We start from the raw sequence: 26,399 nt of genomic DNA, 5'->3' as shown, positions 1-26,399 counted from the left end.
AGAAATTTTTAACGCCGTTAGCGTCCGATTCGCTCCTTCAAATAGAACAGGTATTGGGTGAATTTGGTATTTGCGAACAGATGGAACTGAGCGAAACTGGTAACACAGTCCAGTTTCGCTCGAGTAGATTTTTATTGGCCTATTACTTTTACAGAATCCATAGATTTAAGGCGTTGTAGTAAGGTTTCATCAACCTGTGTGCCGTATAGGTATAGATAAAGATCCAGCCAACGATCCCTGCTATTGAGAGCATCAAGCCCATGAATCGCATTAAGTGTATTATCTTTAAAACTCAAATGAGTTAGCTTTGAATTGTCAGGAATCGTGATTTCTGTCATTGGGACCTTGTCTGCTTCTAGCCTTCTTAAGACGGAAGAGAGCACAGTTTGCGTAATATGACTATTAGATATATCTAATGTGTCAATGTATTTTAGTGCCGTCAAATCAAGCGAAGTTAATGCTGTGCCATCTAGATACAACCTGTTTATAACGCCCGTATTAACGGTGAACTCCGTGAGAGGGTTGTTCGACAAATATAGATCTGAAATATTGCCCCCTTCTTGTGGAATAATAACGTTCGTCAATTGGGCGTCAGCAAGCTTGATAGTATACAACTCTGAGTTGAGCGATAAATCGATACTCGAGAGCATAGACTGAGTCGCATCCAGTGAACGTAAGTTTTTCATGAACTGAGTATTTAGCTGCGTCAGTGGCACATTTTTAATTGTTAAATCAGTAATATTTGACTCGCCATTGAGCGTCAGAGATGCCAAAGCAGAATCGGACGCTTCCAGTTTAGTTAGGCTGGTTGCAAAAGTGAGATCCAGTGCTGCTACCTGTGTCCCACGGATATTCAACTCTTTAAGGTGTATAAATGGACTTAAATCCAGGTAGTTCAACTGCGAGTTGTCAGCCAGCAGGGTTTCCAACGCGTGTGCTTCGCTCACCCCTCTCACCTCTTGTATCTGAGAGCGAGAAATATTCAATTCTGTTAACTGCGTATTTTGACTGATATCCAGGCTAGTCAGGCTAGCGCCCCATACAGTAAGAGAGTTAAGCTCAGTTGCCTGTGTTACATCAAGTTCACTGATATCAGCCGTTGAGAATAGTTCTCTTACTGTCCCTGCATTTTGCAATTTGACCGAGCCAAATGTTCCCTCTTCTAGCTTAATTGATTGAATTGAATGGAGGTTGCTAAGATCTAACTCAAACACCCCATCGTCCTTTTCACTCTGTTTGATGGTCAGCTCTTTTAAGTTTGTCACTTTTTCAATTGACCGCAGCGCATTTGAACTCAAAATTGCATCTTCTAAAACCAAACTCTCCAGATACGGAAATTTATCTAACCCCGCTAAATCAGTTGCATGCTTGTCCTGAGCGAAACAATAAAAACTCGACTCATACTCCATGTAATTATTATTCGAAGAATCCCAAGTACTCCTAGAGCTGAAGTAATCAATACATTCGCGCAGGTACTCATCTGTTATACCTAACCTGTCTGCATGGGAATCAGGCACTGGCTCCACGGTAACCGAAAAAGTACAGGACTCTATAACTGCATCCGACCTAAAAGTCACATGACCTGTAAAGAGATTTACAGGTCGCTCAATGCCACACCCTTCAAAAGAAGATACATACAAGCCACTACTCCAACCGTCGTAAACAATGACTTCAAGGCGTTCACCATAATTGAAATAAGGTGAAGTCTGATTACTTGTTACCTCAACCCCTTCTGGTGCAGAAATAGTGACTTCAACAACAGCTGGCTGGTAATCCAGTACAATATATTCTTGCGAGTCACATTGCCCATCAATTTGACGACACAAAGTAATGGAGTCAACATCACTGTCTATCATTTCGTAGGAGATGTAACTGCCGTCAGACTCGCTGAGTCTGATTATTTTATTGTCAAAATAGACCTGGTAGCCGATAGTGCTATTGTTCTCGCTGATCTGTAAAGAACCGCTGTGCGTACCTGAATCTTGCCCCCATTCATAAAATGACCACTTTCGAAGTGAAGACGCTGTTTGCTGGTAAAAACGACTACCCTGTTGCCTTAGGTGCCGCTCAATGCCATTGAGTTTCCCGCGGGGATCAATATCAACCTTTACCAGCGTACCCACTGCGCCTGATTCATTATGCTCATAAACATACAAGCTACCTGAAAGCATAGTTAAAACTGTATACGAGCCAACTGTTTTCTGCTGGCACTCATCTCTGTCGGCGCTACATAACGCATCATGTCTTCTTAAAATATCATTGTAAAAAGCGCTTACTGTCAGTTGATGGTTTTCAAAACTGGCTGTAGCGGCGCCGTTGAAACGGCCCGAGCGAAGTTCACCGCCTTTGAATAATTCAAAGCCATGGTGCGAGTCATCGAGCTTGAACCGCCAGCTACCAGCCAAATCATCCAAAGTTATGCCTGTAAGCGGGATTAGCAAACCGGCTCCGCGGCTCAACCAGGTATGCTCAGTACTATCTGACATGTCTTCATATTCAACCTGCTCGACAGCAAATGCATAACCGCCTTCCCTTTGTTCAAATAGCTTCAATGTGGCTGATAAACCAGATTGTTCGCCATACAAGCGGATCTCATTCTGCGCGGTCAGCTCCCAGGTAAGCTGTGACAGCACCTCCATTCCAGGCTCAAACCTTGACACCGCTCCGGTATGGTCATCATTTAGAGTCAGTCGAATTGTTTTTCCATGCTCAATAGAGGTGATTGCCCATTCACCGATCAAATTATCTCTGTCTATGTCAAGTGACGCCAGATAGCGACTAGGGTTTACAGTGCGTGGAGTTGTTTTATAAGTCGGATCATCACGAGAGTTCGACGCACTCCAACTAATATTCACTTCCTGGCCCTGCTGGAAGAGTGTGAAACCATTCACCCACTTTAACTCACTGTGATTAAGCTGTATGGGGATTTTCGTCTCATCATCAAAGATAAAGATAGAAACGTCATCACTCTGTGTTACTGAGAAATGAGCCATGGCGTCTGTACCGTAAAATACCCCACGGTTATCACCCGTCATTTCATAGTACCAACCCGTTGGGATAACCTCCGCGCTTGTATCTATCAACAAGGTTGACTCTGTCGGTACAAAATCCTCAATAAAGCTGGCGCTGATTTCACAATCTGCAACCGGGTTATTTACCCGATAATAGGCTTGTCCCTGACGTTCAGTAAGATAACCATTACACCCTTCAATATTTGCCAGGCGTGAACCTTCCTGTGCGTTCACAGCGACCAAAAACGCTTCACCATAATAGTACTCTGAGGTACTTGGCGATAACTCACCCAGGCCTTCAATAGCAAAGCTAATGTTTAATGCCGGCTTGATGTAGCTAAAGCGGAATGTATTATTGGCATTACAAGACTCCCCCTCAGCAACATGACACAAGACTACTTCAGATTCAGATTCGTCCTGGATCAACAGATACGAACGGGCTTCAGTGACTAGGTGTTCCAGTTCTATGCGCGTACCATCCAGCCGAGCCTTGTACTCAACGCCATCTATAATCAAAGTGTCGGAACATAAGTGAACTGGTGACGGGCTAGTGGGACAATGAAAGTCTCGCTCAATATGCGACACGCCATTATCAGTTACATGATAAAGACCCAGACCATGATCCAGTGCTCGTCCAAAGCGCTCATTCTTGTAAAGCGACTTATCAAACTGGCCCAGTTTCCAGTCTCTGTCTGACAGGCGATAGAAATGTATACTTCTTGAGATATCATAAGATATGCCGAAATCATCTCTATTATATTCATCTGCGGCAAACTCCACGGCAATGTGATCACCTTGAACCGCAAGCAGTTTGTGACGGAATACTTTGCTAATCTCACATTCTGCTTGACTGGTGTCACAGTGCGCCACGGCCTGACCTGCAAACTCATAGTGATACTGATGCAAAGACCCATTCACTTTAATCCCTTCAATACCTCTGTGCCAGCGATAATGGTAGTTGTCATTGCCATCTACCTTAAATTTGCTTTGAGCACCCTTGCTACCTGTCTGGCGCCACATTTTCTGGTAATTGATATCGTTAAAGCTAATCTCCTGATGCTTAATTAGACTTGCCTGAACTACCCGTCTGTGTTCATCGAACCCCTGCAACATCAAGCCCTGATAACCGAATTCAGTCTCTCTGACTGGCACAAACCCGAAGTTATAAAAGGGAGCATTGATCCTGACTTCTTCCCAGGGCTGGGTGTAATACCAAGTACCAATAAGTTTAAAGCCCCCTCCATCTGAGAGCATTGGTTCATCGGCGAACATCTCACTTTGATTACCGGCATTCATATCAAAACGAATACGCCTTTGCTCACTAAGCTCATCATTGAAAAGCAGCGACCATTGACCAATAAACGCATCGTCTGCTAGCTGAGTGATCTTGTTGCTATCAAACAACTGAGCATTGACAGAAACGGTGCCTTCTGGAGCCTGGGGCAGTTCCTGGGTTGGCACAAAATCAATGGTGACAGCCTGAGCGTGCTCCGCACTGTCGAAAATAGTCAAGGTAAGCTGGGTAGTCTTAAATCCCGCGCGGGTGCTAAATTGACTGGTGCTCACATCAAGCTCATTCTCCAGGTTGATTAGGATTTGCTGCCCCTGTATTTCCCATGTGAAGTTAGACAGAGATCTGCCAGCCAGAGAACCTGTCTGGTCTTCATTAAACTCTATGCTGGCACCAAAACCGTCAACCACTGAGGTTTCAAGTAAGTAATAAGTGCCTGAAGGCGAAAAACTGGAAACATCAACTAAGGTATCATCCTGTTTAATTTCCTCTTCAATTTGTGCCAGTAACCCGGGCTGCTCGGTGTCCAGAGAGTCCGTCAGCTGAGCGAGCAACTCGGCATCTTGTGCAAGCGCCAGTGTCGAAGTTGCTCCTTCTGGTAACGCAACCCCATGATCAATTACCGCTTTTAATAAGGATGCAATTGACAGTTTCTCGCCTGTAGCAATGTGTTTACGCGCTTCTTTCAGCTCGTTCGCATCATTGAAACCGGCTGAATGCATACGCCGCAGTATGGCGTACTCAGCTGTGGTCACGTTAGTGACATTCACATCGAATAGCTCATCACTGTTGAGTGTGTTGTCTTCTCCGGCTGCCTCCTGAAGATCTGACACGGCGCCCAGCTGCGATACCAGCTCTACACGCCCCTGAGTTGTGGTGTCAGTGGCACGCAAAGTACCCAGTGCATTTACTTCACTCTCATCTACACTGAAGGCCAGCTGGTAATCGCCCTGCTCATCTGCCTGCGCAGTAAAGCTCCTCTGCGCTACTTCCAGGACGACATCGGCAAATGGGATCGGCGCATCTGTTACCTTACCCTGTATGGTAAGTGCTACCTTATTTGGTTCAATGGTTACCAGATGAGTATAACTGGATTGCGCTTGCTGATTATCCGTTACAGTCAAGGTAAATGTAACCTCTTGCGCTTGCACGATATCCGGGCTGGTCACTGACAGGCTGGCACGCTCGCTACCGTCCAATATCAGAGCCAGGTTTGAATCATGATGCCACTGATAAGCCACGATTTCGCCATCCGAGTCTTTCGCATCCCCCACCAGAGAGAAAGCTGTGCGTTCGCTGATCTGTATAGGACCGCTTATGTTCACTTGCGGTACAGCATTTGGCAGCGCTTTTATCTCAATGTTATGCGCAACTTTAGTAACCGCACCTTGATTATCGGTGACTTCAAGATACACAGTGGCAGTACTGTCCAGCATAATATCGGGTGTTGAAAGGCTAAGCTGCCCCTCAACTGAAGTGTCTAATACCAGGTCAACAGATGATGTATGACGCCAGCTATACTGCTCAATTTCACCATCACTATCACTGGCCTGTGCTGTGAGTATGAGCTGTTGCCCTTCAAGCAAAGTTGACTCACCCTGAATGATTGCCGTTGGCGCAACATTAGGCAGTGCCCGAACCACGACAGCATGCGAAGCCGTCGCCGTTGCCCCCTGATTGTCTTCAACTGTGACACTAAAGTGAGCCGTCATGTCTGAGGTTATATCGGGCGCTGTCACTTGCAAGATTCGCTCTGTCACATCTGACACCTCCAGTTTCAGCTCAGAGTTATATGACCACGAGTAGCTCGCTATCTGACCATCACTATCAGAGGCATCAGCTAGCAAAGTGAAAGTGACTCCCTCTGTCACTTCATCATCAGCAGACACAGAGACCGCCGGCAAAGCATTAGGTGATGCCTGGATCTGTACCCAATGCGATTCAGATTGTACTCGACCATCAATATGCTCGACATTGACCGTGAAATTCACACCCAGATTATCCGTCAGATCCGGGGCGCTAACGGTGAGCTCAGGCGTACCCGCTCCACTTAGCAGCAACTCAATCGCGGCATCGTGCGTCCAGGTGATCTGCGAGATTTGGCTGGCGTCTACAGAAGGTACAACGGTAAGTATAAAATCGGTTTGTTCTGTATATACACTTTCTCCGGTTACCTCAATCGAGAATGGTTCTAACACATTCTTGATAGTCACCGGATAAGTGGCTGTTGCCTGCGCGCCCATGTTGTCCGTAACGGTCAAAGATACTTTGACTTCGGTATCTTCATCGACACCTTTACTTATAATCTCAAGCGTCGGGCTGTCTTCACCGACTAGCTGTAATTCAGAATCGGCCTGATATGACCATGCGTAGCTATTAATATGGCCATCGGGATCATCAGCAACGGCTGTCAGGGTCAACGTCTCATTTTCGTTGGCGCTTTGCGCTCCGGTGATTGACACTGTCGGTACTCTGTTATCCGGAGATACAGTAGACCCGCCACTGCCTGTCTGAGTGTTTGTCTGGGTTCCATTCGATGTATCACCACCACCTCCTCCACAAGCACTTAGCCCCAAACCAAGCAGCGTGATCACCAGGGACCTGTTCACTACACCAACAATGTTGTTTATCACTATGCAATGCCTCACTTTCAGCAACAGATGTTCGTACAAAAAAAGCGCGATTTTAATTGAATTGCCGTGCAGGTCAATTAAAAATGATGTAGTTTTAAGCAATATTTTGTTGAGAAAGCTCACCAGATTCCACAACAGCAACTATTTCTATATTAGATACAATGAGGTGTGTAAAAATTACAAATGACTAAGTTCGGCTAACAGCTCAGCGCACGCCTGCTGGTTTGTACTCAACCCGCGATGACTTTATGTAGCAATATTCCGCAATGTTCCAAAGCATACCCGGTTAAAAAGGTCTAGCTTTAGGTCTCGCTCTTTCAGTTTGCTTCAAATTACCCACATCAGCTGAGCGCCTGATAAACCCGGCAATTGGCCTTTCTATACAAGCAAAAGACACAAACGCAACCGCAGTGCTCAATGCAAACGAAGCGACAAGTTTAATCTCAACAACCCAGTCAAACTGATGTATGAAAGTGATCACTGGCATGTGTAATAAATACAGTGAATAAGAGATTTTGCCGAAGAAATCACCAACCTTGTTAGCCAGCAGGATATTATTGTCTGGCACCAGAAAAACCACACAAAAAAATACGACACTCATTACCAACAGTACCTCGTAACTCAGCCACATGCGGTTTTTTGCATCCGATGTCACCGGTGACAACTCGGGGTACATCAACGGAATCAGGCATAAAGCCAAAATAAATCCATGCTTTCTCAGATACGAAGGAATAGTCAAGGTTTTATAATGTAACCCGAAGATCACACCGATAAAAAAATAAGGCAGACTACGCAACACAGTGAACTGATTGTAAGGTACACCCTGTATTTCGCCGTAAATACGAGGGAAATTAGTAAAAAATAACAGCAGTAAGCTTCCGACTATCAGCAGGTAGATATAGCCACGCCTTGTCGCAGCGAATAACCATAACAACACAAATAAAACGTAAAACTGCACTTCAGGCGGGATAGACCAGAGTACGCTGTCGCCATGTAAAAACAACACATGCGCCAACAGCGCTTGGTGATCAGGGATATGATAGAGGAGATCACTGCCTCGCTGAGTCAGAGTGAATGATGCAAAGACCACCAGCAGATACAGTGGCACAACACGCGCAAAACGCGCTACAAAGTAATGTTTTACACCTCTAGGGGTAAAGCCTGTCCCCAGATATAAGTGCGACATCAAAAAACCGCTCAGCAGAAAAAATAACATCACCCCATAGGCACCAGCTCCGCCTCCCAGCGCCCCATCCAGCCAGTGTGTTATGTCGCTGAAATGTGTTACAAACACGATTATTGCCGCAATGCCTCTCAGGGCATTGAGTTTTCTGATCTCCATACTGGATCCTTTTTATTATTATTTTTATGACGTGCAACAGCCCAGCCTGGCAAGGAAATTGTATTAAATTTAGCGAAATAAACAACAGGATGCGTTTATTAACCAAAGCGCATCAAATATTTATCGTCTTATGCTGGTTTATTCCAGAACGATGTCAACGATTTTAGCTGCTGTTTATCACACTCGAGCAAACATGCCAGTTACAATCAAAAGGCCCCATCAGGCCCTATAATTGGCACATATCGAACACAAAACGAAAGAAAAATAGAGACAAATTAGTATAAAAGAACTAGAATAGGCGAATTTTTGACAAGGCAGCTGCGCAAAAACCTAAGTGCAGACCTAACTCGTGGAGAACTTAATGAAGAAAAAGCTGTTCGCAGGCGCACTGGTTGCTTGTGCATTTTCGGTTAGCGCGTCATCTGAGCATGACCTGGATAAAGGCTATGCCGCACTGGTATTTGATGACTTTTATTCAACATCGGGAAATGCAATGGGTGCCGTGTTCGCAGGCGATGATGTCAGCCTTAATGGCTATTCTATCGGGTATGGCCATAACAGTGCATTGAATGCGCATTATCTGGTTGCCGGTGGCGATATTCAGTACATCAATGGCAGACAGTATGTCGGTCATATCATTGCTGGTGGCCAAACAGATAAGGTTAGCGAAACCGTGCGTTTAGGCCTCGAAGCCGGTGCAGAGGTAATTGCCAACGCCACGACCCTGCCCGTCGACTTTGCTGATGCTCAGTCGGATATGTTAGCCCTGTCTGCCAGTCTGGCTGAATTGTCACAAACGGGTGAAGCACTCAAGCAATGGGGCGGTCTATATCTAACTGGCGATAACACCAGTGAACTGCAGGTATTTAACCTAACAGGTCAGGACGTTCAGTCAAGTCATACATTTGATGTCTCGGGTATTCCAGACAACGCCACGATTGTGTTCAATATTTCAGGTGCCGGAAATAATTTTGCGCCGCTCAATAACAAGAGCTATGTAACTCTGAGCAACCACAGACAACGCACCATTTTTAATTTCCCCGATGCCACTGCGCTGAATCTGGCAGGTTTGCAAACTGAAGGCGTGATTCTAGCACCCAAAGCCGATATCACAGCACCGCACGGCACCGCAACTATGCCAATCATTGCAAACAGCTTTAATGGCTCGATGGAGTTACGCGGCGGAATCTTCACAGGTCAGCTGGCTAATGACAGCGCTGTATGTAACGGTGGTTTGTATGCCATTAACTATTATGGCGATGCCGAGCAGGGCTACGTACACCAGATTGACCTAAGTTCAGGCCTGTCGGATAAAGTGATCAACCTGAACAACACAGCGTCAAATATCGCTGCACATAACGGTAAACTGTATTTCATTGACCAGCAAAGCGCTAAGACCCGTAGCTCACACATTTACAGCTATGACCTGTCTGCAAAAACGCAAACCTTGGAATCAGTGACCGATGGCTACAAAGTCATTCGTCTTGCCTACGATATCTCAGGTGATGTTCTGAAGGCCACCAGTCGCACATACGCTTACGACTACGATGTAGCCACGGGTGAAAAGCGTGTACTGGGCAAAATGAAAGCCTCAAACGAAGACTTCAAAAATGGCGATATTGCCTACTCAGCTGATGGCAACACGCTATACGTGCTCACTGGCACTTCGCTATATACCGCAGACGCAAATTTAGAGCTAACCCTGATCGGCAAGCATGGCGTTAACTGGGCATCCGGTTTGGCCATTTCACCTGAAGGGACGCTATATGTGTCGGGCCGTGAGCGTAATGCTGATGCAGCAATCTATGAGCTTGACCCGCAAACTGCACAAGCGACTAAGCTCTTTCACGTTGCGCATCGCGTGAACGACCTGACCTGGGTGAAGAATTTCTGTAACTAGTCTCTGGTTACTCTCTCATCAAAAAAGGAAGCTGCCCGGTGCAGCTTCTTTTTTGCCCCAAATTCCCTTTGGGCCCAAAGTTGCCCTTTAACCCCAGTTTGCCGTACACTCAGGCCATTCGTTGTTTAGAACTACAGGGGACAAAGTGTCGTCGTCCAATAAGAAACAAAGCGGCTTTTTTAGCCAAATGATTTTTAACATTATTATTCCGGTGGTTATCCTGACTAAGTTTTCAGGAGAGCAATACCTGGGTCCGGCACTCGGTGTTGTAGTCGCGCTGGCCTTTCCGCTGGGATTTGGTCTGTGGGAACGTAAAAACACAGGAAAGTTCAGTTTTATCTCTGGTTTGGGTATTGTCTCTGTGTTGCTCACTGGCGGGATCAGTCTGCTGGAGCTGGATGCAAAATATATCGCCATCAAAGAAGCCTTGATCCCCGGGCTTATCGGGATTGGCATTATTGTCAGCCAGTATACTAAATACCCCTTGCTAAAAACGCTGATGTTCAATGACACCGTCATGGACATTGAAGGAATCGAAAAAGCATTGGCAGAAAAAGGCAACAGCGATAAGTTAATCAAAGTACAACAGGTTGCCTCAAAAATCCTCGCCAGTGCATTTTTCTTATCGTCCGCGCTAAACTACATTCTGGCAAAAATGATTGTCGTCAGTCCGGCAGGCACAGAGGCCTACAATAGTGAACTGGGCAGAATGACCGCGCTAAGCTACCCGGTGATTATGGTACCAACCATGATTGTCTTCTTTATCGCGCTTTATTACTTACTAAACTCTTTGAAAAAGCTTTCAGGGCTTAAGCTTGAAGAGATGTTTCACGACCAGGAATAATCCTCGCATTAGCTGGTGAATGAATTGGGATGCTGATCTGGCATCCCTTTTTTAACCACTTTGAGTTGATGTGATTAATGGCTGTCAATTTGCTGTTTAAGCCGCAAAAACGCCACCTCCTCTGCCGGGCTCATTGGCAATGGCGCTTCCGGATAGGTATTCGTCCGTAACAAAATTCCATCCTTGATATAAAACAAGTACTTATAAGTCTCAACAGCATACGCGTCGTCTACACTTGGCTTCTGAGCTTTGCCACAAACGTAGATATCATCAATGCGTTCTGCATCTGAAAGCGTATCCGTTTTTAACATCAGCGCGGAAACCTCAGCGCTTGCAGTCCCCTTGAGCACACGAAACACAGTAAAAAAGACCCTTTGCTGGTAACCCAAGGCTTCTTCATCAAACAGAACGTACTTTTACTGCGCGACCAATCCCGATAAAGTCGGCCTCTTGTGCTATCTGCAATGCAAAAGCCTCTTCCAGCTGCCTTTCCTCCCAGCGTTCGTTGGAAAGCGTCGTTGCATTAGGGTTACAAGCAAATAGCCCAAATGAGAACAAAAACAGGCTCAATACAAACCATTTCATGGACTTTAACCTTGCTAAGTTTCGCTAAGCTCTTTGTGGATTTCCAACCCCCAGGCTTGCCAGGAAATCGCTCTTCCTACAAACGCAATCTTGTTAAATGGCCAATGGTCGCCGAGCCAGCTCTGAACCGTTTTATACAACACGGGATCCAATGCCTGACTGTCTGATCGCACCCATAAATACACTTCACAGTCGTATTCAGGTGAACGGCTTGGATCGATATATACTGACCCCAGACAGCGCTTTTGCGAACAATCAAAAACAGAGTAGGCAAATGCCTCCCGGGCGGCAAATTCGCGCTGATGCACTTTCAGGCTTGCTCTGCTCTCATCAAGAGTCATATCTGCTTTAGGCCAGTCAAAATCCGGGCCGAAGATCCCCTGCAAATTTTGCTGACTCGACATTACCGCTTCGTAATCAGGTTCGGCAACACTGACGTCCAGTACCCTGAAATGAAAGTACTCAGTATCCAGATTCATTGGCGGTTCAAATGACTCCGGAATAAAATGTTTACTCATCTGTATATCCAAAGCTTAATATAGAAAATTGGCCGGTTAATCGCTGCTTGCTTACCTGGAAGTTGTAGCAAGAAAACACCCCGCGCCAATAAACGTGGAACCAAATAGTTTACCCAGCCATGTGCCCGACACCAGGTTGCGTGCTTTAGATTTTGCGCGTTGAGCTACAAAAGCGTAACTAGACAAACACAACACCGACAAAGACATAAAACTCAAAACCAACACAGAGAACTGAGCAAATAATGGCTCTGAGACAACAATAAACTGCGGAAAGAGCGCTGTTGTAAAAACGATAGCTTTGGGATTAGTTAACGCGACCAGGACACCCTGACCGTATAAATTGAGTGCGTTACTTTTAGCACAGCTGACTTCATTAACATCTAATTTGCTCAGCCCATGTCGCCACAATTTCACACCCAAATAGATCAAATATAATGCACCCAGGAACTTAATAATGGTAAAGGCAAGCGCTGAATGCAGGATCACCGTACTCAGTCCAAGGACAGATAACCCGGACATAATGAAAAGCCCTGTGATATTACCCAGTACGGTCAGCAGAGACTTTCTAAAACCAAAACTTATACTGTGTATGGACACCAACAAAGCCGCAGGCCCGGGTGTGGCAGTTGCCAGTAACGCAATTGAGCAAAAGGTTATCCAGCTTTCAAATTGCATGGTGTTTTCCCTACAAATCATTGCTTATGTCATTCGCAAAAATAAATACAGACATAACCTCATCGGAAGCCTTGCCTTTAAAGCACTTACTTTTCTTTCGGAGCAAGGGGCATGCCTCATTATAGCTCGCTGGTAACAACTCAAGCACCGGTAAACGTCGTTGACCTACATAGGTGTTGGCATGCCATGACGTGACTTTTATCCTCACACCTTTAGCGGTTTAATAGGCAACCGCGCCTTCCCCGTTATACTGTTTCTGATGATACCAACTGCTCAATGAGACAACAAAGCATAATACCAATTTCACTTAATACCTGGTCTATTTGAAGAAGCAAATAGGACGCTAACAGCGTTGAAAATTTTTCATTTAGAACAACTAAATAGCAAAATTTTTGCGTTGTTATCGACCCTATTTTCTCGCCTCAAAATAGATCACTTAATTAAGCAAATTGGTATAATTTACAGCCTATGGACAGCACACGTGAGACAAAATTGGATTCGTCTACATTCAAGGTAAATGGTTGATCATTTAGAAAAGAGATACCATTTAAATATATTGACCTTAGAGAGGTATTGACCACACTGTGTCTCTGAAAGTTAAGCGGGCATTTTATGAGTAGCGAAAAGAATTCGTCTCATCAAAAAGGAGTAGGCATTTATATAGTTGTATTTACACGCTAGAATAACTCAATTTACAGAAAGTTCTCTGTACGGCAGCAGGAAATCTTTAACGAGTTTTGGCTGGGGCACACACTAGCATTGTACATACCCCGTTTTTTGCAATGCTAAAGCATTACTTAAGATACACTGAAAGTATCTGTGGAGAGTTATATACGCACAAACTGGCATCATCAGTGAATGCTATGGTAACGGTACTGTCCGTTGCTTTTGCAGTTAATAGAGTCGCATAAATATCTTGATATAAAGGATGGTTCGTTTTAAATCTAAACGAATTTTTATCACTACAAGATGACTGAGAGTGGTACTTAGTGACATCTACAAATATTGTCCCGGATGCGGTGCTAATGCCAACACCTTGAACCTTAAAATCGTCGCTGCCAGCGAACAAAGAACTTGATACAAACAAGCCAGCTAACATCACCACTTTTTTCATCATTTTTTTCATTACTTCATCCATAACCTGTTTTAACAGTACATAAATAAAAGCGCTCAATTACGCCCATCCATCAATTTTATCAAAGCTCGCATTCCCCCTCAATTGTGAATAAGGAAATAATGAATATTTCAATACGTATTCTTGAAATGTCTCCGCTATTTACATGTTAAGTGCATGATATTAATCAATGTGACGTTTTATTCATTCAAAACGACAGAGATATACAGTTCAGGTTATTCACGCTTCAATGGCATAGTCATCAAATTAATACTTATATTTGCTTCGTAACGACTACTGATGCGAGTCAAAAAGCACTGAAACCCATAATAGAAAAGTATCGGCTTTGGCCGCTTATCAGGCATATTTTTGTATTTCACTGACAACATCCGAAATGGGTTTTTCAATGACTTCCATATCAGATGGAACAACCTCTGCATCCACGGCAGCATTTGAGGCTGGCGTTACTTTCCGAACTGACCCTAAATTACTACCAACACATTCGATACCGTAGCAAAGGTTGTTTTCTGTATGTACAAATAAACGCATTATAGTCGCCGGGAAATTTGGCAATTCACTGTACGGATAAAGATAATGACCACGCAAGCTCAAAGTTTTTTCTGAAGAAATTGACAGTAGATAATGAAGCCCTTCATCTTCATACTCTTCAATTTCAACCACTTCAGAAATGGCGTACTCTATTGTTGTAATATGCCCTTTTTCAATAGCCTGTTGCAGCGTGCCTAATGTGAGAGTAGCCGGTTTGGCAGGCCATAACCTGAGCAATATTATAGGAACAATCACATAACCAATAAAGCAGCTGATAACAACAAGTAAAACCTCATTGCCTATGATGTTGCTCGAAAAACCTGCAACTGGGATAAGCAAAAATGTCGATACGATTGCAACTATCATTAACCGAAGCATAAATTCCCTACTGCCGTTTCAAATGGACATGTCAATATTGAGATAAAACACTTTATCGCCTAAAAAGTGCTATCGCCTTCTTCTTATCAACGCTGAGTTCAATATCACGAATATGATTTCAACCAGGTTAACCTGTTTGTGTAAATCTCGTTTTGCCCAGATGACAAATGAATGCGCCAGATGAAATACCTACTATGTTTGCGACCATATCAAACAAGTCAAAAGTACGTGTGGATATAAATGCCTGACTTAACTCTTCCAGACATACCAAAGTCAAGACTATCGCTACACCATAATAAACATGCGCATTTCCGAATGCGAAACTTCTAAATTTACAGCAAACAATAAATAGGACTGTCAAAATACCACACAGACTAACATGGCCAAGTTTATCTCCATTAGGAATTGACCTTACCAAATCAAAGAAGATGCTATCTTGCCCAGTATTCGCCAGATAGATCACCCAAACAATGAACACAAAAAAGCTCATTGCAACAAAAGATACTAGCTTATGCATAAATTACGTCTCAGTTCATCTAACTGTAGTGGGATCATTGAAGCTACATCGTATTCGCATAATGGTCTGGCCTCCATCCCGCGTTTTATTTCCCGTCTAAACTCGTCATGTTTTGAAGGAAAAATTTACCCAATTATCTTCGGAATTAGCATATAGGACAGTGTGGCCCCCATTAGACTCAAGATTAGAAAGAACTTTTGATTGATGTCTCGAGAAAACTGAGCACCTATATAAATCAATAAACCACAACTCAATACTGCAACAACGAATGAAATTTGAGGGAAGAGATAAAACATGAATTCATTTATAAAAAATGATGTCTCTATAAAACGAGTGTTACTTCCTGGTTGTATTACCATGAAATATAAAATTTCGATTATAGGTAAACCTATTGAGGTTACCGAAACCTTATAAGCAACACTTTTTAATCTATTCTGGTAAATCAAATTTTACTCATTAGTCATTAAGACAATCATATTGTCAGTTGGAGCCTTGTTAACTACCAGACTCCTCGACCCACTCTTGGTGCTCCTCGATAAAGTTTCGCCAGTAATATTCTTCACCTGAAATGTCATTTAGATTCTTCTTAATGACAGCTAGCTCACTGGTGTCTGTAATCGTGTTTTCATCTGGGTCTATGAGAGCGAAATCTTGTTTGCTCAGGCCCCTTAAGTAGGAAAGTGCCTCAAGGAACGAACATAATGAGGTGGATACTAGCTCCCGGTTCCATTCACCCATACCATGCATAGCCGTATACACCGGCAGTGCTGAGTCGCTTGTATCTACGAAAAAAGGGTCTCCGACTTCAGTATCCGTTCCAATAACAATCCAGCTACTTTGCCAATCACCTTCGCGCGGCCCACTTAAAGCGGACCCGTCAGGATGTACGCTGTAGCCAAGCTGAAAATCTTTGATATCGCTCTCGTCAGCAATACTAAATCCATTAGAACCAAAGAATACCTCCCTGACGCCTCTAGCTTTTAAAATATTAATAATTTCTTGCACCTAGATCTCCCTGAGTAATTAGCGCCGTACACAAATGGCTAAAAATTATTAGTTATAATGTGTGAACAAGGGACAAAGCAAACGGCTTTTTACGAACCTTTAATTTACTTTGTTATATGCCTATTTTTCCAGGCTTTTAAAATTAGATATTTCGTAGAGCTTATCACCTAAATAGACAAGACTCTGCAAATTTCTTTCTTGCGTCGAGGCTCTGGGTTCCCACACGCATGTCTTAGAGTACCTTTGCCCATTTTTGGGCTTAAAACACCAAGTTGCCCCATCAAACCCTCTCACATTGTCTTCCTGTAGAGTGGCTTGTACCACACGATACAAGTCTTTCAAGTACATGGCTGTATCAGGGTCTAACTTCGCTCTTGATTCATGCTTTATCGTGGATTTCAATGGCCAGCTAGTTGAAATGGGTTCTATAAACTCTGACAATAAATAACTCACTTCACCCGAGCAAAACTTAAAATGATAGCGACCGTGAAAAGAGGTGCTCATTTCAAGTTCAAACAATTTTCCCCCGAGCACGTCATTTTCTGAACAATTAGGGTCATCGGTAGCAAATGTGTTGAAGCCAAAAACAATAAATATCAGTGAAACAGTTCTCATATTGTAAAAGCCGAATGACGTTCAATTAACGGGTTGAGTTTAAGCACTACCCTTGAGCAACGAATTAGCAGTTACAAAGTAACTAAACCTGGGCACCCTCCTGAGCAGCATACCAACATATCATTACTATTAACGTAAACGGAATGATGGAAATAACTAAATTTTTAATCCTGACTTGCCGCCACTTAATTAAAATAGCTACTAAGTATGGTATAAACACAACCAAGGTAGCGAGTCCCATAAACCCGGCAAAGTACAGCATTTCGATGCTCATGCTGCTTGCGCTGGTGTGATATCCAAAAACGCCATAAAGAGCAAAAGCAAGCGGAAAGCACACTATAATCGTTACGGCATTCAATAGGTTATTTATTGTAGGGGCTCCAGTCGGTTCCATGACTCTCTCAATGCTGTACAACAATATCCAAATCAGCCGCCGCATCAACGGTCGGCTGTACTTGTTAGTTATTTGAAAATTCAAAGTGACACTTCTCTGTAGTCCCATTGGACTGCAAATCCCCGTGCCCCCATTAAAGGGTTCGCAAGGCGTTTGAACTCATTATCTTGAATCTCCCACTCAGCATCAGACTCAAGCTTTAGAGTCTCCGTGAGAACAGCCTTTGCTTCTGCTGTGATTCGGTCTTCAAATGTAACTGTATATTCTCCCATAGGAACAAACTTAATTTTATTAACAATAAAGAGCCGTCCAGTTCTGCCTCCAATTCGACTGCGCAGCTTTTTTTCATACTTACTATAGAGTGGCGTGCTTTTTAGCTCATAAAATGCTGATAACGCACTCCTTCCTTTTGGTTGTACGTGACTTGCAGATACGTACGAATAACTAGCGCTTTGGGCAAATAAAGCTTTTGCGTTGCCAGTGACTTTTTCACTGAGTTTGGCATTAAGGTTTGCAACAAACTTGCTGTTTATTTTTCCGCTCTCTGCACCTGTAACTAAGCCATTCCCGGTATCATATTCCTGGGGCATTTCAATGTCCCACATGTTATTAAACGAGATATCTTCAGGAAGATTATCTAACTCTTTCAGCCATTTATAGTCAGATATCACATCATATCCATTATCAGTTTCAAGTAGCAAAGTTCCAGGGAGATGGACTTCCCAAAATGGATTATACGATGTAAGTTTTCCCGGCTTATCAAATAATGGCGCTTCAGTGGGAGAGTGAACGCCACTCGTTTTACACCCAGAGATGAACAAAAAAAGAAATATTAGCAATAATTTCAACATATCAAGTCTCCTTTAGGTTGAAAATCCACACGATTCACTCATGTTATATACCAGTGGTATTACTGAGAATACCGGTTTAAACCAGCCTACAAGCTATACCCCCTCAAAATAACATCGAGACATTATGAACTATAACCACGTAGCTTATTGCTCAACACCAAAGTGCTCAGTTGAACGTGAGGCCTGGAATAAACGCACACTCGATTAGTTTAGGACGATAATGTTACTTATACCCGTTCGTATGCACATAATTGACCATAGTGGAGCGAGTGACTCTGGGTGGCTTTTAACAAACCCCAGCTCATGGACATGAACAACACAGCATGCCTATCGTTAAGGGCCTCTGGAAAATTTGTGATAGTCACATGCAAACAGACAACACTACATAGTATTGGCAGCAAAAATCTTTTTTTAGCCCATTACTTACTGACTCTCCCTTCAACGCCAGCCCTTTGTTTGACTATTTCCCCTCCAGTCTGTTGAAAAAAACCGCAATTAAGCTGATTTAGCGCAGCTTTTACTGTCTCTACCCATTGAATTGAGACCCTTATGGCCTTAGTATCGGGAAAAACAATAATAATAACTGTAACGTTTTGAGTTCTTTAAGCCGCTTTTTCTTACTTGAGGAAGAAACCCAATCGCCAAGCGAGGTGCCTAACTGGCGTGTCAGTGCACTGCGCATTATTTTGGTGACCGGACTTTTGTTGTGCCTGGGGATCTTTATCAACAGCTTGCCCGCTGCACTGGCATTTGAACTTAATTATGTGCTGGCACTGACATCGGGCTTTACACTCACCATAGGTGTGCTGCTTACACTGAGCCGCAGTGCCTACAAATTATGTGCTCACTTGCTAATGATTGCCATTGTGGCCGCAGGTGTAGCCATTAAACTGTTTATCCCCTTGTTACCCCTTGCTCAGCTTGGTTCTATTTTTGTTTACATTACGCCTATTCTGGCTTTGCTGCTGCTGGGTAAGCGAACCGCAATTTTTTACGCAGCATTGAATATCGTCCCGTTTCTGATGATAGTGCAGCAGGTTAATGTCTCGATGATCCCGTCGGGTGAGCGCATGTTGGTAGACGGAGACATTTACATACATTTTTTATTGTTTTTCTTCTTTAACTGTACAGTGCCACTGGCCGTGTGGCGCACCAGTCTGGCCGCCAGCCGATTGAATTTACATATGGCAAGCAACAACGAACTACTGGCTTCTCAGAAACAAATCTATCAGCGCTTCTTTCAGAAATCATTTCACGCCATTGTGCTGGTAGACCAACAATTTAATATTGCTGAAGCCAATGAGAAAGCGCGCCGATTGCTGGGGATCCAAACTCAACCCCTGCCCTGTAATTTCGCTCGTGTGACTCAGGACGATCTGAGTCGACTGCTGAACAATAACGACCTGATTGATGCTGACCTGAATACCTTTCATGTCGGCGAACGCACGATAGAACTGGCGTCGCGGGAATATCACTCCGAGCAGCTATGTGCCTGGTATCTTAATGACGTCTCTGATCAGCATCAGCTTCAGCAGGATCTGCTGGCGCTGGACGTCGCCCACCAGCAAGCCAAATATTTTGATGCGCGGACCAACTTGCCGAACAAGACCTGGCTTACCGAGCAATTACAGGTGCACATTGATCGCGGTCAGCCATTTGCTCTGCTGATTGCTGAAAACCTCAATAAACATGTACTGGATTACCTGATTGATGGTGAGCTGCACAAACACTTATATGGCCACATTAATCAGGTAGCTGAGCACGACCCCAGTTTGCTCGATCAGATTGCCTATATTGGTGCCGGAAGGCTGGCTATTATTATCGAGCCCGATGCACCCGTGCTGGAAGTGGCACAACGCTGGCATCAACATCTAGATTTCTGGCTCAAACTGGGTCAGCATCAATTCCACGCCCGTTATGCAGTAGGCATTGCTACCTATCCGGAACATGGTTATATCCCGGAACGCCTGCTGAAAAATGCACAGCAAGCCTGTGAATTGCGTGGTGCAGGCGATGACCTGGCCATCTTTGACCACGGAACACGACGTCAGACACTGGCGCGTCACGAAATGGCCCTGCTGCTTGAAAAAGCACTGGAACATGACGAATTACAAATAGTTTTACAAAGCAAGCACGATAACACCCACTCCGTGATTGGCTATGAAGCCCTGGCCCGCTGGCACAGCCCTTTGCTGGGTTGGGTATCTCCCGGGGAGTTTGTACCCATTGCTGAGGAATTTGGCCTGGTTAATCATCTGACACAACGCATTCTGCACAAAGTGTGTCACACCTTACAAAGCCACCCGGATATTCATGTGCCTATCGCCATCAATATCAGCTCCCGGGATATTGCCTGCGAACAGTTTGCCCGCAACACACTGGCCATAGTGCATAGCTACGGCCTGAATCCGCGCATGTTTGAATTTGAGCTCACCGAGTATAGTTTTGCCGATGATCACAATCAGATCATGGAGGCCCTCGATAAAATGGGGTTCAGCCTGAGTATTGATGATTTCGGGATAGGATATTCCAATATTGCGCGGGTACTGGCCTCTCCCATTAAGCGGCTTAAACTGGACCGCTCTTTGGTCACCCAGATCACTTCAGATCAAAAACAGCAGGCGCTGTTGCTGGGGATCCTGACCATGTGTGATAACCTCGGTATTGCGGCACTGGCAGAAGGCGTGGAAACTCAGGAGCAGCTGAATAAACTGCTCGAACTGGGGGTTAAAGAGTTTCAGGGCTACTGGTTTAGCCGCCCTGTGGCTGTTGAACAGGTACTGGCGAACACACACGAAGCCTCTGCCACTTAATTGCTTTGTCGGTCTTCCAGCGCCATACATTGATATCTCAGCTCACCTAGAAACGCCCTGGCAGCCGGGCCGAGCGTATCTCCATCTTTAAAAATCAGGTTGAGCTGAGCCTGACGTGTGCGATTGTGGGTCAAGGGTAGTGGTTGTAACGCGCCCGTGCTGAGCTGCATTGCAATGGCACTGTAGGGCAACCAGGCAAAACCCAGCCCTTGAGTCACCATATCCACCATAGTGCGCAAATGACTTACGGTCCAGCGCTGATCAGCCCCCAACCAGCCGCTGTCTGTCCCCTTACCCAGCGCAGAATCTCTGACTACGATTTGCCTGAATGATTTGAGGTCTTCCAGCGTCAGCTCACGGTCCAACTGATGTAATTTATGCTCCGGATGGGCAACAGCCACAAACTCCACCTGACATAACTGTTCACTAAACCCATCTGTCAGCACCATAGGAGAGATCGCAATATCCACCTTAGCGTTCTGAAGCGCCTCAAACGAACCTGACAGAATAGACTCAACAAGTTCAATACGCAGCAGTGGATAGGCCTGAGAGGTTGTCTCCAGTACTTTGTAGAGCAATGACTGAGGAAAGATTTCATCGACGGCGATACGCAGATGGCTCTCGACCCCTTTTGCCAGAGTCTGGCCAACAGCTTCGACTTTCTCAGCTTCGTCGAGCAAATAATTGGCACGACGCAACATCATGTCGCCCGCTTCCGTCAGGTGCGTTTTGCGGCCTTCCACCTGAAATAGCTTAACTGATAACGCAGTTTCTATTTTTTGTACTGCTGTATGTATGCTCGATTGGCTTTTATGGATAGCCTTAGCAGCCTGATTAAATCCGCCATGCTCCACGACAGCGCGAAACATACGCCACTGCTCAAGCGTCACTCGTAACATCTCACCTTCCTCGTCATTTGACCCTGTAGGGCCTTTGTCTGTAACTATTCTAATCTATTCAAGTACTTTTCTCTATTGATGCACAAGGCGTTCAACTTTTCATTACCTCAAGCAGTCTCACCTCAGAAACGAAATAAAACCAAAAGGCCAGCACAGTTTGTCATAATTTAGTCATCTAACAAGGGTATGATGCGCCTGCTTTTAACCGGTATGTACTCTTATTGGTTACTTGGATTTTCAACCTCCCTTGAGTATTTACTGCACGGAGGCAGTAAGATTTCCCTTGGTGCTTTTGGCCCAACCAATAGCAGATCCATATAGCCGACAGAAGTCGGCTTTTTTCTTTATTGCTATCAGTAACCCACTACTTTGTCAGAATGAATGTAAAAAGATGTCTGTGAAAGGCTGAAATTTTGACTCGATGTCTTTGAAAGCGGGCGTGAACAGTTGCTTGAGAGAGAAACAGGATGGGGCATAGGAGCCCCGTCCATAGTTCAGCAGATTAACCTGCCGGATAAATATAGCTAGACTGTAAACCCAGAGGAATGCTCAGGCCCCAGTATGCCAGCAGGAATAAGCTCCAGCCAATCAGGAAAGCAATAGAGTAAGGCAACATCAGTGCCAGCAATGTACCAATTCCGGTGTCTTTCACATACTTCTGACAGTAAACCACCACCAGCGGGAAGTAAGGCATCAATGGCGTAATGATGTTTGAACTGGAATCACCAACACGATACGCCGCCTGAGACAGATCTGGTGAAATACCCAGTTGCATCAACATAGGCACAAAGATTGGGCCTAATAGTGCCCATTTCGCTGAACTTGAACCAACAAACAGGTTCACAAAAGCAGTCAGGAAGATAATCCCAATCACAGTCACAGAGCTTGGCAGTGCCATTGCCTTTAATACTTCTGCGCCTTCGATGGCCAATAATGCCCCCAAATTAGACTGGCTAAATGCCGCAATAAACAGCGCACAGAAGAACGCCATGACGATATAATAAGACATCGAGTTCATCGACTTACTCATTGCATCTATCATGTCTTTTGATGACTTAAAAGTACCGACCATAAAACCAAATACGGCGCCCGGGATCCAGAACAGTAAGAAAATCAGCGGTACAATGGACTGCATCAACGGCGCACTAAAATCGGTCAATGCACCACTTTCACTGCGCAGCGCCGAGTCTTCACCACTGGCCGCATAGATGAGCAAACCAATACCAGCCAGCATGACAGCAGACGCCGCGTAAAATGCCGAACGCTCTTTGCCGGTTACTTCGTTAAACTCAGGCAGATCATCAGTATCACCGTCGACTTTGGTCGATGCCAGACGCGGCTCAATAATTTTATCAGTAATGTACCAGCCAAGCAGAATAATAAAGATGCTCGACGCCGACGTGAAGAACCAGTTATTCAGCGGGTTGACCGATATTTCAGGATCGATGATTTGGGCTGCGCTTTGAGTGAAGCTCTGCAATAACGGATCAATACCTGAAGGGATAAAGTTCGCACTAAAGCCACCACTTACCCCGGCAAATGCCGCTGCAATACCAGCCAGCGGGTGACGGCCCATGGCATAGAAAATCACACCCGCCAATGGAATTACCAACACATAACCGGCATCGGTCGCTGTGTGGCTTACGATTGCGATCAAAATGATAGAGGGAGTTAGCAGGGCCTGAGGCGTGCGCTTCAACATCAGCTTAAGACCGGCATTAATATAGCCTGAGTGCTCGGCCACACCGACGCCCAGCATAGCAACCAAAACTACGCCCAGAGGCGCAAAGCCAGTAAAGGTTTTAACCATTGAGGCCAAAAAGCCAGCCAGAGAATCGCCGCTTAGCAGGTTATGAACAACAATCGCCTCTCCGGTGCGTGGATCGATGGCATCAAAACTGACACCTGACAGCATCCAGGACAATAGCCAAATCAGCAGCATGGCACCGAGGAAGATCATGGCAGGATCAGGCAGCTTATTGCCCACCCTTTCAATGTTGTTGAGGAATCGCATAACGAAACTGGTGTCGTTATTCGCGTTTTTCGCTTGTTCCATAGTTAATCCCTAAAAAGAAAATTAGCCAACTTTAACTTAACAACCGTAACAATGCCAATTCATTTGTTCCTTAATCCATTACGTGGGTATTATTTATGCGTTATTTTGCGTTATCGCAAAGAATGCGTAATTCAACTCAGCTACTATACTTGAAAAACCAGCCAGACTCCGGGCTGGCTGATCGTGTTTTCAGTATTTTTCTCAACGAGACCGCTATGATCGAAATAGACAACGCCGTGCTTAAGGATATGAATCATGGGTTTTGCCTGCCAGCAAAGCCCGAGCTGTTGCAAAGTTTGCATCAGGTACTGCAACAACCCGAACCTGAGCTAGGCGAAATTGCAGCGCTGATAGCAACAGATGTAGCGACCTCCGCCGCTGTATTAAAAGTAATTAACTCCTCCAGCTATGGCTTTTCACGTACCATTACGGACATTCGCCAGGCTGTGATGTTTCTGGGACTCAACAGTATTACCATGCTGGTGACGGGCTATTTGCTCAAACAAGCCTTTGATCAATCCAAGTGCTGCATCAAGCTGGAGCGTTTTTGGGACAGTGCTCAAGAAATTGCCGATGTGGCGACACTGATTGGCAATAAGATAAAAAGTAAAGTACCGGTCGAAAACCTGTACATGCTCGGCCTGTTCCATGATGCAGGTATTCCCGCCATGGCGTTCAATTACCCGGATTATGTCGAGGTATTGGGCGCCGCAAACAGAAATTACGATACCTTGCTGGTTGAGTTCGAAGAAGCCCGCTACCAGACCAACCATGCTGTGATTGGTTATTATCTGGCAAACAGTTGGAATTTGCCCAAGCCCATTTGTCAGCTTATTCTGCGCCATCACGACATTACCTATCTTCAGGAAAAACGTAGCGATGAAGAAATGCTGACCTTCTCAACATTGAAAATGGCAGAGAATCTGGTTCACACCAACAAGCGCTTTGTCGCGGCGCCAGACTGGCCACTGATGAAACAAAGCGTGCTTGATGCACTTAACCTGGATGAAGACGACTACCAGGACCTCAAAGACGATACCGAAGAATACTTCACCAGTTAGCTCAATTACACGTCCTGACAGGGCTTTTGATCTCCCAACCTCATTAGCCCAGTCATTTTCCACTTGGCAAATGCTTTCAAATCGTTAACATGAGTGGCAAAAATCATGGAACGTCGTGTTGGAATCAATGTTTGCTAAACTCAGGAACCTGGGCCCCGGGATCCTCATGGCCACCGCCGCAGTCGGAGGCTCTCATCTGGTCGCCGCCACCCAGGCTGGCGCCTTATTTGGCTGGCAACTATTATGGTTAGTGGTTGCGGTTAACCTACTCAAGTACCCCTTTTTCCGTTTTGGGGTGGAATACACACTGCATAGCGGTAACAGCCTGGTCACGGGCTATCACAATAAAAACCGGGCTTTGTTCTATCTGTTTGTGGTGCTCAATGTCATCGCTGCAGTTGTGAACACGGCGGGGGTACTGTTGCTCACGGCTGCACTGCTCCAATATGCGTTACCCTGGTCTATCTCGTTGACCACTTTATGCTATGCCTTACTATTTATCTGCCTTGGGATCTTATTGTTTGGTCACTATAAACTGCTCGACAAAGCCAGCAAGGGGATCATGGCCATCTTGTGCTTTACCACACTGGCAGCCTTGTTGGTCGCAGTGTCACAGGGTCAGGCCCACCCGTCACCGCAACCGGCACCGTCCCCCTACTCGCTTGCACTACTGGGATTTATGGTGGCCCTGATGGGCTGGATGCCAGCCCCCATTGAAATCTCAGCCATCAATTCGCTCTGGCTCAAAGCCAAAACTCGCACTCAATCGCTCAGTAAAGCACAGGGCTTGTTTGATTTTAACCTTGGCTACTTTCTGACGCTGTTCCTGGCCGTGGTATTCTTTTCACTGGGTGTGCTACTACAGTATGGCCAGAGTCAAAAAATCGAACTCGCAGGCGTCGCTTTTTCTAAACAGCTGATAGATATGTATGCACTAACACTGGGCGAGTGGGCGCGCTGGTTGATAGCCACGATTGCCTTTTTATGTATGTTTGGCACCACCATCACGGTACTGGATGGCTATGCCAGAACCCTGGATGATGCTGTGAAACTGATCAAACCACATAAAAACAAAGCCAGCCTGTCATTGTTTATTGCCCTGCAAGCCATATTCGGTATGGTGCTGGTGCTGTTTTTTAAGGCTAATCTCAAAGACATGCTGATGTTTGCCATGACACTGGCGTTTTTAACTACGCCATTTTTTGCCTGGCTTAATTTCTCGCTGATCCACAAAGAACTGTTTGCACAGCAAAGTAAGCTGGTGCAAATATTGACCTGGACAGGTCTTACCTATTTGATTGCGTTTGCCGTGTTATTTGTGGTGTGGCGCTGGGTACTGTAAATGACA

The 26,399-nt window shown here is 45.0% G+C and carries 18 protein-coding genes; 5 read left to right on the top strand and 13 right to left on the bottom strand.

Translation table 11 applies throughout. The features are described 5' to 3' along the window. Positions 1-131: 131 nt before the first annotated feature. Positions 132-6,935: an REJ domain-containing protein gene (locus MHN31_RS12085; protein WP_239444363.1), complete on the bottom strand. Its 6,804-nt coding sequence runs from the start codon at positions 6,933-6,935 to the stop codon at positions 132-134. Positions 6,936-7,221: 286 nt separating this feature from the next. Continuing rightward, positions 7,222-8,277, bottom strand: a complete 1,056-nt coding sequence (locus MHN31_RS12080; RefSeq protein WP_239444362.1) for an acyltransferase — start codon at positions 8,275-8,277, stop codon at positions 7,222-7,224. Between the two features lie 361 nt (positions 8,278-8,638). Between MHN31_RS12080 and MHN31_RS12075 the strand changes: the two genes are divergently transcribed. Both MHN31_RS12075 and MHN31_RS12070 read left to right on the top strand, forming a co-directional pair. Then, complete coding sequence (locus MHN31_RS12075; RefSeq protein WP_239444361.1) at positions 8,639-10,177, top strand: choice-of-anchor A family protein; 1,539 nt, start codon at positions 8,639-8,641, stop codon at positions 10,175-10,177. A gap of 187 nt (positions 10,178-10,364) precedes the next feature. After that, on the top strand, positions 10,365-11,021 hold the full coding sequence (locus MHN31_RS12070; protein ID WP_125561917.1) for a VC0807 family protein: 657 nt from the start codon (positions 10,365-10,367) through the stop codon (positions 11,019-11,021). A 74-nt stretch (positions 11,022-11,095) separates the two neighbouring features. On the opposite strand, the gene MHN31_RS12065 is transcribed toward MHN31_RS12070, so the two are convergent. The 9 genes from MHN31_RS12065 to MHN31_RS12025 form a co-directional block, all read right to left on the bottom strand. Then, the gene (locus MHN31_RS12065) at positions 11,096-11,332 is read right to left on the bottom strand and encodes a hypothetical protein (protein WP_239444360.1); all 237 of its coding nucleotides are present in this window, start codon (positions 11,330-11,332) and stop codon (positions 11,096-11,098) included. An 88-nt stretch (positions 11,333-11,420) separates the two neighbouring features. Next, the gene (locus tag MHN31_RS12060; RefSeq protein WP_239444359.1) at positions 11,421-11,606 is read right to left on the bottom strand and encodes a hypothetical protein; all 186 of its coding nucleotides are present in this window, start codon (positions 11,604-11,606) and stop codon (positions 11,421-11,423) included. A 14-nt stretch (positions 11,607-11,620) separates the two neighbouring features. Beyond that, positions 11,621-12,124 carry a hypothetical protein gene (locus tag MHN31_RS12055; protein ID WP_239444358.1) on the bottom strand — a complete coding sequence of 168 codons (504 nt, stop codon included), beginning with the start codon at positions 12,122-12,124 and terminating at the stop codon, positions 11,621-11,623. A gap of 51 nt (positions 12,125-12,175) precedes the next feature. Next, a complete protein-coding gene (locus MHN31_RS12050; protein WP_239444357.1) occupies positions 12,176-12,799 on the bottom strand; it encodes a LysE family translocator in 624 nt (207 codons plus the stop codon). Between the two features lie 793 nt (positions 12,800-13,592). After that, the gene (locus tag MHN31_RS12045; protein WP_239444356.1) at positions 13,593-13,925 is read right to left on the bottom strand and encodes a hypothetical protein; all 333 of its coding nucleotides are present in this window, start codon (positions 13,923-13,925) and stop codon (positions 13,593-13,595) included. Between the two features lie 345 nt (positions 13,926-14,270). Next, positions 14,271-14,828, bottom strand: a complete 558-nt coding sequence (locus tag MHN31_RS12040; protein WP_239444355.1) for a hypothetical protein — start codon at positions 14,826-14,828, stop codon at positions 14,271-14,273. 139 nt (positions 14,829-14,967) lie between these two features. Beyond that, complete coding sequence (locus tag MHN31_RS12035; RefSeq protein WP_239444354.1) at positions 14,968-15,357, bottom strand: VanZ family protein; 390 nt, start codon at positions 15,355-15,357, stop codon at positions 14,968-14,970. Positions 15,358-15,852: 495 nt separating this feature from the next. Continuing rightward, complete coding sequence (locus MHN31_RS12030; RefSeq protein ID WP_239444353.1) at positions 15,853-16,362, bottom strand: hypothetical protein; 510 nt, start codon at positions 16,360-16,362, stop codon at positions 15,853-15,855. Positions 16,363-17,451: 1,089 nt separating this feature from the next. Continuing rightward, entirely contained in the window at positions 17,452-18,222 is a 771-nt protein-coding gene (locus MHN31_RS12025; protein WP_125561807.1) for a hypothetical protein, read from the bottom strand. A 593-nt stretch (positions 18,223-18,815) separates the two neighbouring features. On the opposite strand from MHN31_RS12025, the gene MHN31_RS12020 reads away from it, so the two are divergent. Further along, complete coding sequence (locus MHN31_RS12020) at positions 18,816-21,035, top strand: GGDEF domain-containing phosphodiesterase (protein WP_125561810.1); 2,220 nt, start codon at positions 18,816-18,818, stop codon at positions 21,033-21,035. Here the strand turns inward: MHN31_RS12020 and MHN31_RS12015 are convergent. Beyond that, a complete protein-coding gene (locus MHN31_RS12015; RefSeq protein WP_239444352.1) occupies positions 21,032-21,934 on the bottom strand; it encodes a LysR family transcriptional regulator in 903 nt (300 codons plus the stop codon). The genes MHN31_RS12020 and MHN31_RS12015 overlap by 4 nt on opposite strands. A gap of 502 nt (positions 21,935-22,436) precedes the next feature. Further along, positions 22,437-23,990: an AbgT family transporter gene (locus MHN31_RS12010; protein WP_010382038.1), complete on the bottom strand. Its 1,554-nt coding sequence runs from the start codon at positions 23,988-23,990 to the stop codon at positions 22,437-22,439. A 215-nt stretch (positions 23,991-24,205) separates the two neighbouring features. Between MHN31_RS12010 and MHN31_RS12005 the strand changes: the two genes are divergently transcribed. Both MHN31_RS12005 and MHN31_RS12000 read left to right on the top strand, forming a co-directional pair. After that, positions 24,206-25,051, top strand: coding sequence for an HDOD domain-containing protein (locus MHN31_RS12005; protein WP_040644460.1), 846 nt, complete (start codon positions 24,206-24,208; stop codon positions 25,049-25,051). A 166-nt stretch (positions 25,052-25,217) separates the two neighbouring features. Further along, a complete protein-coding gene (locus MHN31_RS12000) occupies positions 25,218-26,393 on the top strand; it encodes a divalent metal cation transporter (RefSeq protein ID WP_239444440.1) in 1,176 nt (391 codons plus the stop codon). The last annotated feature ends 6 nt before the right edge of the window (positions 26,394-26,399 follow it).

This window comes from Pseudoalteromonas sp. McH1-42 (assembly GCF_022347845.1).
GTDB classification, from domain to species: Bacteria; Pseudomonadota; Gammaproteobacteria; order Enterobacterales; family Alteromonadaceae; genus Pseudoalteromonas; species Pseudoalteromonas rubra_D.
This window is presented reverse-complemented; position numbering and strand designations above follow the sequence as displayed.

Excerpts from the sequence above, each read along its gene's own strand:
- MHN31_RS12080 (WP_239444362.1), bottom strand. The coding sequence starts at position 8,277 with ATGGAGATCAGAAAACTCAATGCCCTGAGAGGCATTGCGGCAATAATC.
- MHN31_RS12075 (WP_239444361.1), top strand. The coding sequence starts at position 8,639 with ATGAAGAAAAAGCTGTTCGCAGGCGCACTGGTTGCTTGTGCATTTTCG.
- MHN31_RS12070 (WP_125561917.1), top strand. The coding sequence starts at position 10,365 with ATGATTTTTAACATTATTATTCCGGTGGTTATCCTGACTAAGTTTTCA.
- MHN31_RS12065 (WP_239444360.1), bottom strand. The coding sequence starts at position 11,332 with ATGTTAAAAACGGATACGCTTTCAGATGCAGAACGCATTGATGATATC.
- MHN31_RS12060 (WP_239444359.1), bottom strand. The coding sequence starts at position 11,606 with ATGAAATGGTTTGTATTGAGCCTGTTTTTGTTCTCATTTGGGCTATTT.
- MHN31_RS12055 (WP_239444358.1), bottom strand. The coding sequence starts at position 12,124 with ATGAGTAAACATTTTATTCCGGAGTCATTTGAACCGCCAATGAATCTG.
- MHN31_RS12050 (WP_239444357.1), bottom strand. The coding sequence starts at position 12,799 with ATGCAATTTGAAAGCTGGATAACCTTTTGCTCAATTGCGTTACTGGCA.
- MHN31_RS12045 (WP_239444356.1), bottom strand. The coding sequence starts at position 13,925 with ATGAAAAAAATGATGAAAAAAGTGGTGATGTTAGCTGGCTTGTTTGTA.
- MHN31_RS12040 (WP_239444355.1), bottom strand. The coding sequence starts at position 14,828 with ATGATAGTTGCAATCGTATCGACATTTTTGCTTATCCCAGTTGCAGGT.
- MHN31_RS12035 (WP_239444354.1), bottom strand. The coding sequence starts at position 15,357 with ATGCATAAGCTAGTATCTTTTGTTGCAATGAGCTTTTTTGTGTTCATT.
- MHN31_RS12025 (WP_125561807.1), bottom strand. The coding sequence starts at position 18,222 with ATGTTGAAATTATTGCTAATATTTCTTTTTTTGTTCATCTCTGGGTGT.
- MHN31_RS12015 (WP_239444352.1), bottom strand. The coding sequence starts at position 21,934 with ATGTTACGAGTGACGCTTGAGCAGTGGCGTATGTTTCGCGCTGTCGTG.
- MHN31_RS12010 (WP_010382038.1), bottom strand. The coding sequence starts at position 23,990 with ATGGAACAAGCGAAAAACGCGAATAACGACACCAGTTTCGTTATGCGA.
- MHN31_RS12005 (WP_040644460.1), top strand. The coding sequence starts at position 24,206 with ATGATCGAAATAGACAACGCCGTGCTTAAGGATATGAATCATGGGTTT.
- MHN31_RS12000 (WP_239444440.1), top strand. The coding sequence starts at position 25,218 with ATGGCCACCGCCGCAGTCGGAGGCTCTCATCTGGTCGCCGCCACCCAG.